At 62.7% G+C, this 11,378-nt stretch carries 13 protein-coding genes; 2 read left to right on the plus strand and 11 right to left on the minus strand.

The features are described from left to right. Positions 1 to 21: 21 nt before the first annotated feature. The 10 genes from sctR to XW59_RS28470 are packed head-to-tail and all read right to left on the minus strand — an operon-like array spanning position 22 to position 7,040. Positions 22 to 675: a type III secretion system export apparatus subunit SctR gene (gene sctR, locus XW59_RS28425; protein ID WP_047148990.1), complete on the minus strand. Its 654-nt coding sequence runs from the start codon at positions 673 to 675 to the stop codon at positions 22 to 24. After that, positions 668 to 1,753, minus strand: a complete 1,086-nt coding sequence (gene sctQ, locus XW59_RS28430; protein WP_170990249.1) for a type III secretion system cytoplasmic ring protein SctQ — start codon at positions 1,751 to 1,753, stop codon at positions 668 to 670. The genes sctR and sctQ overlap by 8 nt, the downstream gene beginning before the upstream one ends. A gap of 32 nt (positions 1,754 to 1,785) precedes the next feature. Continuing rightward, entirely contained in the window at positions 1,786 to 2,274 is a 489-nt protein-coding gene (locus XW59_RS28435) for a hypothetical protein (protein WP_136068551.1), read from the minus strand. Then, entirely contained in the window at positions 2,261 to 3,619 is a 1,359-nt protein-coding gene (locus XW59_RS28440; RefSeq protein ID WP_047148993.1) for a FliI/YscN family ATPase, read from the minus strand. Before XW59_RS28440 ends, XW59_RS28435 begins: the two co-directional genes overlap by 14 nt. Beyond that, the gene (sctL, locus tag XW59_RS28445) at positions 3,616 to 4,239 is read right to left on the minus strand and encodes a type III secretion system stator protein SctL (RefSeq protein WP_047148994.1); all 624 of its coding nucleotides are present in this window, start codon (positions 4,237 to 4,239) and stop codon (positions 3,616 to 3,618) included. Before sctL ends, XW59_RS28440 begins: the two co-directional genes overlap by 4 nt. Then, positions 4,236 to 4,823, minus strand: coding sequence for a hypothetical protein (locus XW59_RS28450; RefSeq protein ID WP_136068553.1), 588 nt, complete (start codon positions 4,821 to 4,823; stop codon positions 4,236 to 4,238). Before XW59_RS28450 ends, sctL begins: the two co-directional genes overlap by 4 nt. A gap of 44 nt (positions 4,824 to 4,867) precedes the next feature. After that, the gene (gene sctJ / locus XW59_RS28455; RefSeq protein WP_246666260.1) at positions 4,868 to 5,671 is read right to left on the minus strand and encodes a type III secretion inner membrane ring lipoprotein SctJ; all 804 of its coding nucleotides are present in this window, start codon (positions 5,669 to 5,671) and stop codon (positions 4,868 to 4,870) included. 31 nt (positions 5,672 to 5,702) lie between these two features. Continuing rightward, positions 5,703 to 6,155, minus strand: coding sequence for a hypothetical protein (locus XW59_RS28460; RefSeq protein WP_136068555.1), 453 nt, complete (start codon positions 6,153 to 6,155; stop codon positions 5,703 to 5,705). A 36-nt stretch (positions 6,156 to 6,191) separates the two neighbouring features. Further along, on the minus strand, positions 6,192 to 6,383 hold the full coding sequence (locus XW59_RS28465; RefSeq protein WP_047148997.1) for a hypothetical protein: 192 nt from the start codon (positions 6,381 to 6,383) through the stop codon (positions 6,192 to 6,194). Between the two features lie 12 nt (positions 6,384 to 6,395). After that, positions 6,396 to 7,040 carry a type III secretion protein gene (locus tag XW59_RS28470; RefSeq protein WP_246666261.1) on the minus strand — a complete coding sequence of 215 codons (645 nt, stop codon included), beginning with the start codon at positions 7,038 to 7,040 and terminating at the stop codon, positions 6,396 to 6,398. A 197-nt stretch (positions 7,041 to 7,237) separates the two neighbouring features. On the opposite strand from XW59_RS28470, the gene XW59_RS28475 reads away from it, so the two are divergent. Then, the gene (locus XW59_RS28475; RefSeq protein WP_170990250.1) at positions 7,238 to 7,921 is read left to right on the plus strand and encodes a L,D-transpeptidase; all 684 of its coding nucleotides are present in this window, start codon (positions 7,238 to 7,240) and stop codon (positions 7,919 to 7,921) included. Between the two features lie 91 nt (positions 7,922 to 8,012). Further along, entirely contained in the window at positions 8,013 to 8,942 is a 930-nt protein-coding gene (locus XW59_RS28480) for a LysR family transcriptional regulator (RefSeq protein WP_047149000.1), read from the plus strand. On the opposite strand, the gene XW59_RS28485 is transcribed toward XW59_RS28480, so the two are convergent. Further along, positions 8,939 to 10,957 carry an SH3 domain-containing protein gene (locus tag XW59_RS28485; RefSeq protein WP_136068557.1) on the minus strand — a complete coding sequence of 673 codons (2,019 nt, stop codon included), beginning with the start codon at positions 10,955 to 10,957 and terminating at the stop codon, positions 8,939 to 8,941. The two genes, XW59_RS28480 and XW59_RS28485, sit on opposite strands and share 4 nt — an antisense overlap. Positions 10,958 to 11,378: the final 421 nt, after the last annotated feature.

Raw genomic sequence — 11,378 nt, forward strand, 5'->3', positions numbered from 1 at the left:
GGCTCTGGCTCCGCAACGGGTTCACCCGTAACTCAAGATCAGGCCGTGCATGAGGCGCGACCAACCGTCGACCGCCACGAAAAGAAACAGCTTGAGCGGAATGGAAATAAGCACCGGCGAGACCATGATCATGCCGAGTGTCATGAGGATGTTGGCCACCACCACGTCCACGATCAGAAACGGCAGATAGAGAAGAAAGCCGATCTCGAAGGCTCGCGTCAGCTCCGATGCGACAAAGGCCGGCACCAGGATCGACAGGTCGTCGTCGCGGACGTTCTGCCGCGTTCCTTCCGGCCACAGGCGCTGGGTGCCTTCGAGAAAGAACTGGCGTTCCTCCGGCCGGGTAAAGCGCAGAAGATGCTGCTTCAGCGGCTCGCGGATCAGTTCCGCCGCTCGCGTCATGTCGTCCGTCGTCTCGAACGTGATCTGGCTCTCTTCGAGACGGCCGGAGATCTCGCTCAGCAGTGGCGTCGTCACATAGACCGTGAGGACGAGCGCGATCCCGTAGAGAACGAGATTGGGCGGCGTCTGCTGGACGCCGAGCGCGTTGCGAATGAGAAACAGGACGATCGAGATCTTCAGGAATCCCGTCATCGTCACCACCGCCAGCGGAAAGACACCGACGACGGCAATTGCGACGAGGATTGCAAGAAGGTTCGGCGAACCTTCAAGCATTGTCGAAGATGCGCATGACCCGCACCCCCAGGCCCTCGCCGATGCGGACGATCTCGCCACGGCCGACCCGCTTGCCGTTGGCGAGTATATCGACCGTCGGCTCGGTCAGATCGGGAACGGACATGACGGCGCCGGGGGCGAGCTGACGCATTTCCTTCAGCGGAAGGCTGGTGCGAGCGACTTCGAAAACGATCGAAATCGGCAGATCTTCGAAATCGGAATCCTCCAACTTGGTCGCGTCGGTCTGTTTCGCGTTCATGATCCACTCCCATTTTGAACCCCGGATCGGGGCGAGCGCGCCAAGCAGCTTTCCCCGCTCCTTTCCAAGGAATTGCATCCGCGCGATGAAATGCCCCCCAAACATCGCGAGAACGACGCCTTCCTCCTGTTCCGCGTCGTCCGGCAGGATGACGTCGCCAGGCGCAAGCGACTGAAGCTGGCGGATAGAAAGGCTGGTCACCGCGCGCGCGAAACTCGCATTCGCGGGGATGTTCATGTCCATCGGCGGCAGCGCTTCCTGCATTTCGTCAAGCAGCCTGCCCAGGCGAACGATCCACTCGTCATCGAGCACGAGAGCGCAACGCTCTCCGCCCAGGTCCGTTTCGATGGAGAAGGTGAAGGTCCGGTCGATCCGCTCGTCAGGCCGCCTGTCGAGCGAGCCAAGTTCGATCGAACTGTTGAAGCGTTCCTCGAGGAATGACAGCTCCTCGCTCAGAAGAGCCTCTATCAGCAGGGCGGCTTGCGCAGGCGTCAGGCGATCGTGCAGTCCCTCGGGATCAGCCCTGGAAAGCCAGCCATCGACGATCGACAGCGGCAGTTCGAGACAACCCCGTGCCCGTCCGATCGCGAACCCGAGCACGGCGTGCTGCACGAAATCCGGCTGTGTTGCCGCCCACTCCGCGGCGATCGTTGTCGTCCGCCCGGCTATCGCCATTTCGAGCGGCGCTCGCCGCCGATAAAAGGCATTGATCGGCTCAAGCTTTGCCGCCGCGAGGCAGCCCAATTCGGCTTGCGCCTCGAACCCGCCTTTCACCGCCTTTCTGAAGGGCGAACGGCGAACATTCCTCTTTGCAGCCACGGCCGCTCCACGCATCATCTGGCTCGCTTGTGCTATGGGTTTCCGCCGCCGCGGGCACTCGGAACCAGTTCCTCCTCGGCCGCCAGTTCCTGCACAGCCATGGCACGATGCATGTTGCGCGAGCGAAGCTGCCTCAACGCGCTGTCGAGCTTGCTCACGTCATTGAGCCGCAACGCATGATGTTCGCGCGCCTCCGCAAGTTCCTTTCCGCATTCCTCCTGAACGGCAAGAGCCTCTTCGTGAAGTCTGCGCCGACGATCCACTTCCTGGGCCATTCTTTCGAAGCGGTTCTGAATCACGTGCAAATCCCGGACGGAGACGGCCTGCCCCGTCAGGGCGCCAAGCGAAGCCTGCTCATCCGCCGCCACCTGGTGCAACTGATCGGCCACGGCCTCGGCCGCCTGTTTCGCCTGCGCAGCGGCGCGATCGGTCGCCACTCGATGCCTTGCGACCTTTTCCGACGCCCGTTGTTCACGCAAGCGCCGCAGGTCACGCAGGCGCGCTAGATCACGTTCCTTCACCCAAAATCTCCCGCATGTGCCGATGGGTTCGATCCATGGTTTCCCGCTCGGTCGAGGCCTGCCGCAGGAACGTGTTGATTCCGTCGATCTTGGAAACCGCCTCGTCGGCAAGCGGATCGGCACCCTTTTCATATTCTCCGACGCGCAGAAGCAGCTCCACATCGGCGTGGCGTGCGAGCAGTTCGCGAATGCGTGCGGCATCGGCCAGATGCTGCTGCGTCGCGACTGTCTTCATGAGCCGGCTGCGGCTGCGCAGGACGTCGATGGCTGGAAAATGGTCTCGCTGGGCGAGTTCCCTCGACAGGAAGACGTGTCCGTCGAGAAGTGCCTGCAGTTCCTCGGCAACCGGATCCAGCGTGCCGTCGCCTTCGAGCAAAACGCTGTAGAGCCCGGTGATCGAACCGCGCTCGCCCGGCCCGGAACGCTCGAGAAGCCTTGGGAGCGTGGCGAAGAGCGACGAGGGAAAGCCGCGCCGCGTCGGGGGCTCGCCCGAGGCGAGACCGATCTCCCTTTGGGCGCGCGCAAAGCGCGTGATGTTGTCCATGACCAGCAGGACGTGCTTGCCCCGATCCCGGAAATATTCGGCGATGGTCGTGGCGACATACGCCGCCTTCACCCGTTCAATCGCGGGTCGGTCCGATGTAGCGGCCACGACCACCGTGCGCGAGCGCCCGTCCGGATCGAGCTGGTATTCGACGAATTCACGCACTTCGCGTCCGCGCTCGCCCACCAGCGCCACCACCACGACATCGGCATCCGTCCCGCGCACGATATCGGCGAGCAGCATCGACTTGCCGACGCCCGGCTCGCCGAATATCCCGACGCGCTGGCCCCGGGCACAGGTCAGCAAGCCGTCCAACGCCCGAATGCCGAGTTGAATCGGTTCCGTGATCAATCCACGGGTCAGCGGGGACGGAGGATATGCGTGAACCGGGTAGGTATCTCGCACGACTTCCCGTGGCCAGCCGTCCATGTCGAGCGGCTCTCCCAGAGCATCGATGACATGGCCGAGGAGATGCGTACCGATCGCCACCCGAAGATCCGAGCCGGTGGGGACGACTTCCGTCAGGCTCGAAAGGCCGGCAACGTCGCCCAGCGGAACGAGGACGGCCTCATCATCCGATATGCCCACCACTTCTGCTTTTGCGCGCTGGCCAGTCCGCGGGTCGATAAGCTCGCAGATTTCGCCAAGTCTCACTTCCTCGACCGCAGCATGGATGACCACGCCGGCGACCTTGCGCAATCTGCCCCTTGCCGGACGAGCGACCTCGACGTCCAGTTTATCGCGCAGGCCCGAAACGATGCCCGACAATCTCTGATCGATATCGAGGTTGCTGGTCGTCATTGCGGACGCGCCTTGTCGGCTATCGCGGCGGCTATGGCCTTCAGTTGGCTGTCGAGGCTCGTATCGACCACGGCCGCGTCGGTCGTGACGATGCACGCGGCGGGACGAAGGGTTCGATCGGGCCGGATTTCCAGCGTGAAGCCCACCTGGCTGCCCGCAAGGAGCGCATCCAACTTGCTTTGAACCGCCAAGGCGGCGTCCGGATGCACGCGGATGCGGAAGTATTTGGCGCGGCGCATGTCGGCGACGGCGCGCGCCGCGGCCCTGGCCACCAGCTCGGCTACGTCGAAATCGCCAAGCACCCGCCTCACGATGTCCAACGCGAGTGCCGTCACTTCCTGCTCGAGCATACCCAGATACTGATCCACCTTGACGGCGGTCTCGCTGACGAGCTGCGCGGCTTCCGCCGCGCCGGCCGTTCTGCCTTCCTCGTAGCCCTGGGCGTATTCGCTGGCGTAACCGCGATTGGCTTCGTCGCGGGTGCGTTTTGCATCCTTGCGAGCGCTCGCGAGAAACTCGAAACCATCCCGCCAGGCTGCCGCCTCCTTCGGGCGCAGAATACGCGCGCCACCCGGCCGCCTCGGTAGTTCTTCGAGCTGGGTTGCGTCCTTCACCTTCATGCCCGCCCCTGACCGGCTACCCTGCGGATGATTTGCGGACCTATCTCGAGCAAGGCCGCCGAAGGAACCTCGTCCAGCAATGCCATCGGCCGCAGCTTCAGGCGAAACCGCGTGCCGGCGGCCGGACCGACGACATGGCACCAGGCGGCCAGACAACGCCAGCCATCCGAAGCGATCCTTTCACGAGCGGTGTCGACCGGATCCAGTTCCTGCTTCGGTCCGGCCAGATCCTTGTTGGCCAAGGCGTAGGCGCACAGCTCCTCGCCGAATTCGCGGCGCAGCGGCGCTGCCTCGCTTCCTGTGATCGCACCGGCAAACGCCGACGCCCAATATGTCACGCCGGCACGCATCGCAACCTCGGCCATGGCATCGGGTGGCAACAGCGCGACCCGGCGATCCTCCTCGCCAATGGCTTCCTCGGCGGACCGCTCCGCACCCAGCGCGTAACGCTTCTCGATAAGGTGCGAAAGTCGCGTGCTCAGACGTTTCGTTTCCAAAAGGGTTTTACACGCGGTCGCCGAAATGGCTCTATCGAAACAAGCTGCAAGACGCTCGGGATGAGCGTAGGCCGCCGGGTTCTGCATGAACGACCGCCATTGCGCGATGTCGACGCGATCAGCACTTTCCATCACGGCTTCTTCACCGTGACGGCCGTGTCCAGATGATAGACGTCGCGCCGCTGCCGCCAGTGCTGCAGGCCGAGCCTGCCGGCCAGCGCGACGATCACGATACATAGCCCGTAGAACAGCCATCGTGCGCGCGACAGACTGTCCGGGTGTAGCCAAAGGCCGAAGAAGGAAGCCATGCCGACATCGTTGCGCATCGGTTCCGCAGCCGCTTCGACGGGAACGAGCACCACCGAGACGTTGTCGTAGGTCAGGCCCGCCACTCCGTTCGCCACCAGCATCTTCACCTGCGGGATGAAGTCGTTCATTGGGGTCGTGTCGCGATGGCGAATGAAGACCGATGCCGACGAAGGGACCAGTCGCTGGCGCAAAGGGTCATTCTCGGGTAGCACCAGATGCACCCTGGCAGACAGCACGCCGTCGATATCGGAGATCGTACGCGAAAGCTCCTGGCTCAGCCCATAGATCATCGCCGCACGCTCCTCGATCGGCGAGGAAACGAGACCGTCACGCTTGAAGACGTCCCCGAGGGTCGCGAATTCGGTTTTCGGAAGCCCGCTTTCGTCCAGGATCGCCATCGCGTCGGCGAACCGGCTCTTCTCGACCGTCACCGTCATCTGGCCGCTCTTGTCGGCGCGCCTTTGCGCGGGGATTCCGTTGCGTATCAAGGTCGCGACGATCTCGTTGGCCTGACGCTGATCGAGACCCGTGTAGAGTTCCGTCGAGCATGCCTGCAGAAACAGAATGCCCAGAAGGATGAGGCCGAGACGGCTTCGGCGTATCCCGACGGATATAAATGACGGCAAAGAGACCGTTCTCACCGAGATCCCATCGCCTTTACTGTTGTTTGATCAGCGTGTTGGCGGACGATGTCGCCGCCGTCATGCTGTTGATCGCGAGCGAGACGTTCGAGGCCGCCCACATGACCGCGATCGCGCGATCGAGATTGACCGCCATATCATTCGCCGGCTCGCCGCCGCTCGAACCCGACGCGCCATGCAGGGAGCCCGGTTCGCCTGTATCCTGCGGCGCACCCTCGACCGCCTTGGCCTGGAAGCTCATATGCGCTTCCTTGAAGGCGGCTTGCGCCTGCTGGGCGACGCCTTCCAGATTTTTCAGCGCCGATCCTGCCAGGGCGAGCGGATCGGTAAACTGCGCCGCGCCGCCGAGGTTCTTTTCAAGCGCGACGAGATAATCGAACAGCTGGTGCTCGGTCGCCTGGCTTTGAACCTGCTGAACTTCCGACGGCGCCATCATGCTTGAGGGCACTGCACCGGCTGTCGCTTCCATGATGCGCTCCTGGTCTGCTGACGAAGGCTTCGGGGCTCAGCCTTCGTCGGTTTGGGTTCCCTGTATGCCTTCCATCGCGGCCTCGCCACCCTGACCGGCCTGCTCCGGCTTGGCGTTCGAATGGGTTGCCAGAAGGTTCTCCATCTGCGCCTGCAGTGCGGATTCCTTAGCCTTCACCTTGGGATCGGCCTGGGAAAGAGCGTTGGTTCCGAAATTCTCCACTCGCATCGCCTGTCTCCTTTACTGTTGATTGCGGACCGGGACGTTCTCGGAAGCCGCGCGCTTGCCGCGAAACACACGCACCGAAACGACGTCGCGATCGCCGCCCCCGACCATGCGTCCAGACGCGGACGGCTCCGACAGGATGCCGAGCGATTTCTTGACCGAGGCCAGATAGGCCGGCGGACCGGAAATCGACACCACATTGCCTCCTCCCGAAAAACGGACGGGGAAGCGGGGATCGCTCACGCCGAGTTCGTCGAGTTGCCTGCGCGCGCCCGCGGGATCGTCCAGAGCATGCCGAAGCGTCTCGGTGCGAACCTCGCCTTCGGTGGCGATGTGCAGCAATGTCCCGTCGTAGTACCAGACGAGCCCGTAGCGTGAAGCGACCCATTCCAGGAATTCCTGCGCCGATCCGATCGGCATGCCGGCGCCCAGCCGCCCCTGGACCTTGTCGCTGACCCTGACGGGAATTCCGACATTGCGTCCGAATTCCCGTAAGGCATCGCTTACTGACTGGTCCACGGTAATGTATGTGTAGTCGCCCTCCGGCCAGTGCGGCTCCGCGCAAAGGCCCGCAGATGCGAGAGCGCAAAGACAGCCGCCTGCCACCAGTCCTCGCATGACCTGTCGGCGGATGACGGAAAGGACGGGACTAGATCGCACGCAACCCTCGCATAAGACGTCTCGATCTGTTTTCCGGCGGCACAATCTCCTGTTGAGCCTGCGGTCGTGATCACATCCTATCGCGGACATTGTCGGAATGAAAGTCCAAATGGACTTAACTATCACCTAAAGTTCCAATCGTTGCATGGATGTGAAACTTTGGTACATTCCCCCGCTCGGGGCGCGGGAGGTTCGGCATGGGTTCAGACGTTGCAAAGGCTCAACTCCGGAAAGCCGTTCAGCCTCGCATCATGGCGATGGGCCTGATCGGCGCCTTGAGCATCGCTCTCGCGGGGGTTGTCACCGCCCATGCCCAATCGGGTTCGGGATACGATCCGCGAACATGGAGTTTCGACGCATCGAGAAACGTCGTCTCGCCTTCGGCGCGAGAAATCCGTCCTGCGGTCGCGGCTCGTCCGACGCAGACACCAATTCCGCGCGAGATCGTGAGGTTCGAAGAGCCTCATCCAAGCGGATCGATCGTGATCGATACGTCGAAGCGGCAGCTCTACTATGTCCTCGGCGACGGCACGGCTCTCAAATATGCGGTGGGCGTCGGCAAGGAAGGCTTCGCCTGGGCCGGTAGCGATCGGGTTTCCGACAAGCGCGAATGGCCGGACTGGCGGCCGCCTGACGAGATGCGCCGGCGCGAGGCGGCGAAGGGTCGCATGCTTCCCGCCCATGTTGCTGGAGGGCCGAACAACCCCTTGGGTGCACGGGCCCTCTATATCGGCAGCACGCTTTATCGCATCCATGGCACCAACGAACCCTGGACGGTGGGAACCGCGACCTCCTCCGGTTGTATAAGGATGACCAACGAGGACGTCATGGATCTTTATGAGAAGGTGAAGGTCGGCGCGCACGTCGTCGTCCGGCGCTGAGCTGCCGAGAACGATCGGTGGTTGGTGCGACCGGCATTTTCGCGTAAACGCATTGCAAGCCCCCATCACGACTCTGGTGCATGGAGACTTCATGATCCCCTTTAACATAAAGCAGCTCGAGACCTTTCTCTGGGTGGCCGCGCTCGGCAGCTTCCGTAAGGCGGCGATCAAGCTGAACACCACCCAGCCAGCGATATCGACCCGCATCGCCGGCCTGGAGAAGGCCCTGAGCGCCCGGCTTTTCGAGCGCCTGAACAACAATGTGAAGCTGACGGCCAAGGGTCAGCAGGTCCTGCCGCTGGTTCAACGAACCCTTCGCGCGGCCGAAAGGCTCCAGATGACGGCGAGTTCCACCGCAACCGTGGAAGGTGTCCTGCGAGTCGGCGTGGCCGACACGATCGTACACACCTGGCTTTCCGATTTCCTCAGGAGGTTTCGCGACGACTACCCGTTGGTCGACGTCGACCTTACGGTGGATATCTCGCTGCGCCTGCAAAACGAGCTGACCGCCCGTCATCTGGACATGGCAATCCTCATGGGGCCTGTTGCCGAGCATCGCATTGAGAACATCGGGATACCTCCCTTCCCTCTCACCTGGGTTTGCTCGCCCAAACTCGACTTTCCCGAAGGGAATCAGATCCCGCTGGCCGAACTGCTGCGCCATCCGATCATCACCTACGCCCGTGCGACCCGGCCCTTCAGCGAGCTCCATCGCAAGTTCAGCAGCGAGTTCGACGAAACCCCGCGGTTGTTCCCCGCCGGCTCGCTGGCTGCATCGCTGCGAATGGTGCTGGATGGGCTCGGGATCGGTGCCCTGCCCCACGACGTCGTCTGCGATCACGTGGCGGCGGGAAGATTGCGGACGATCGATTGCGAATGGCAGCCCTCGGCGCTCCGTTTCACGGCTTCCTTCCCCGTAGACCCTCCCAACCCCGTCGCGCAGCAGGCCGCCCAACTCGCCGCTAATGTCGCGGAAGCCTATGCCAGCGCCCGAGGCTCGCCCCGCGGCGCGAGTTCCTAGACGGTCTGCGACATCGGCAGATATACGCGGTCGCCGACATAGACGAGATGCGGGCTGACGATGTGGTCCATGTTGAGCACGATCGTATCGCTGACGTCGACCGAATGGCCGCGGGCTATGCTGCCGATGCTCTGGCCCGTTTCCACGCTCACCCACTCGTAGCCCTGGCTCTCCAGCTCGGGATTGTAGCGCCCTTCGGCATCCTGCGAGCCGTCGGCATGAGGAGAAACGAAGCTGGCATCCACCCAGCCTTCATATTGCTCGCCGTCCAGGCCATATCCGCTGACGGACACCCATTCGGTGCCGGCATCGTCCGACCTCCGCTCGCCGGTTTCCTGAACCAGGGCTCCGGGATGCAGAACCGTAACCTCACCGGAAGCGGTCGTCGGCGCTCCGCGCAGGTTGAGCCCGTCCTGTGCGACGACGACGAGTTGAGGCGCGGGCGTCTCCGGCTCGCCGGGCTCGTCTTGCGGCTCGACCGGAGGCTCGGTCGGCTCCTCGGGCGGCGTGGTGTCGACAGGCGCAACGTCATCCGTCGGTGACGCATCCTCGACGTAATTGCTCCACCATTTTGAAGCCTCCAGGGCACTGAACACGAGGAGGCCGCCTCCGAAGGTAACCGCAAGCGCGATGCGCGGGCCTTTTCCCGATAAGGGACGGAAAGCATCAACCCCGAGATAGATCGAACCCGCCGTAAATAAAGCGCCGCCGACGGTATCGGCCCCGCCGGGTATCCTGCCGATAGTATCCGAGACGGCATCGGGCATTATAGGGGAAAGGTCCGATCCCCCGTTTGTCCATGATCCATAAGTATAGTCGACGCTGCCAGCGGCGTAGAGGGGAAGTGCTGCTTTGTCCGTTGCAGGAAAAGCAGCTTTTTTAGTCCGCAGCTCTTCAAGCGCCTTCCCGGCATATGTGAGATTGCCGGCCTGATACGTGGAATTGATGAGCGGCGCATCCCCGACATTGATCGCCCCGTTGGCAATATTGGGAATGAAGGTCGCAACATCGATCACCCTTATAATTCTGCCGCCTGGCTTGTCGGGCGTGAAGGCCTCCGGGCGAACCGCCTTGAAGAACATGCCCGTCCCACGTATTCCGAAAGCCATCGCGCCGATACCTTCACGTGCCTGTGGCGGAAGGAAACCGAACGCGACGCTGCCGGCCGTGATCGCCGTGTATCCGAACACTAGCGAAGGGTTCATCACACCAAGGATGTTTGTCTGCTCGGGCGACATCTTTAGTTTTTGGTTCCACCTGAGTGCGTTTGTCTGCTCCGGCGTAAAGGTATTGAGCTGGCGGAGGCTAAAAGCAGCCGTCTGCTTGGGCAGGAACCTGCTCACGGTCAACGTGGCAAGATCCGCGATGGTGGGAAGCGAAATCCCTTGAAGCTGCTCCGAGGTGAAAGCCCTCAATTGCTTTTTGCCGAGGGCGTTCAGCTGTTCCCCGGTCACCGCGCCCATTTGATTGAAACTCAGCTCTCCGAGCTGGGCCTGCGTGAATGATGCGAACCGCTCGGGTTCGAGGCCGGAGATGATCTTCAGCCTTGCGGTGCGCAGCTGATCGCCTCCGAAGGCCTGCAATTGGGCCTCGCCCAATGCCGCCCATTGCGGTCCCGTCATCTTGCCCACCTGCTCGGGCGTCAACGCCGAAATCTGGTCGGGGGTGAATGCCGCCACCTGCTCCGGCTTGAGATAGGCGATCCGGCCGGGCTTGATCGCTTCAAGCCGCGAGGGGCGGATGGCCTGCAACTGCTCGCCGCTCAGCGCCTTGAGTTGTTTCGGCCGCAGCGCGGCAAGCTGGTCATAGGTCAGCCGGCCGATCTGCTCGGGCGTGAAGGCCTTGATCTGGGCTTCGGTGAGCTGCGCGAGGTGCTTCGGCGCAATGGCGTGGAGATAGTTGTCGGTCAGGGACGGGATCCCGTCCGTGGTCAAGCTTCTCACCGCCTGTGCCGACGGTGTCGAAACAGGCGGTTCATAGCCGGGATTGGCATGCGAATTGTCCGGCAGGTTCAACAGCGCGACTTCTCCCGTGGCGGGATCGTATACGGCGGTCGGACGAGCCGCGTCGTTCGAGGGCGGCGAGTGCTCGCTGGAAGCGCCCCTAATCCAGGGAAGGACGGCAGCCTCCCCGCCATCCGGATCGCGGACGAGGATATGGGTCTTGTCTGCCACCCTGGGATCGTCGCCGCGCAGCGGCTGCGTTCCGTCCGCGGGCACATACACCTTGTCGGGGCTGGAAGGCGGATGACCTAGCGTCCTGGCCGCTATGGTCTGGCCTGCCGGATCGGTCAGGTTAAGAAGATTATCGCCGGAAGCCCCATTGGCTGTCGGGTTTGGATTGTTTGCGGCTTCGTTTGGATTGAGGCGGATTGGCTGATTGGCCGGGTTTGTCTTTTGTGTTCCTGCGTAGTTTATGATGCCCCTTGCGCCGAGT

This window comes from Aquamicrobium sp. LC103, assembly GCF_001014615.2.
Taxonomy (GTDB): Bacteria; Pseudomonadota; Alphaproteobacteria; order Rhizobiales; family Rhizobiaceae; genus LBCQ02.

Coding starts and splice junctions, on each gene's coding strand:
- sctR (WP_047148990.1), bottom strand. CDS start 675: ATGCTTGAAGGTTCGCCGAACCTTCTTGCAATCCTCGTCGCAATTGCC.
- XW59_RS28440 (WP_047148993.1), bottom strand. CDS start 3,619: ATGACGACCAGCAACCTCGATATCGATCAGAGATTGTCGGGCATCGTT.
- XW59_RS28460 (WP_136068555.1), bottom strand. CDS start 6,155: ATGGAAGCGACAGCCGGTGCAGTGCCCTCAAGCATGATGGCGCCGTCG.
- XW59_RS28480 (WP_047149000.1), top strand. CDS start 8,013: ATGATCCCCTTTAACATAAAGCAGCTCGAGACCTTTCTCTGGGTGGCC.
- XW59_RS28475 (WP_170990250.1), top strand. CDS start 7,238: ATGGGTTCAGACGTTGCAAAGGCTCAACTCCGGAAAGCCGTTCAGCCT.
- sctL (WP_047148994.1), bottom strand. CDS start 4,239: ATGAAGGTGAAGGACGCAACCCAGCTCGAAGAACTACCGAGGCGGCCG.
- XW59_RS28450 (WP_136068553.1), bottom strand. CDS start 4,823: ATGCAGAACCCGGCGGCCTACGCTCATCCCGAGCGTCTTGCAGCTTGT.
- XW59_RS28465 (WP_047148997.1), bottom strand. CDS start 6,383: ATGCGAGTGGAGAATTTCGGAACCAACGCTCTTTCCCAGGCCGATCCC.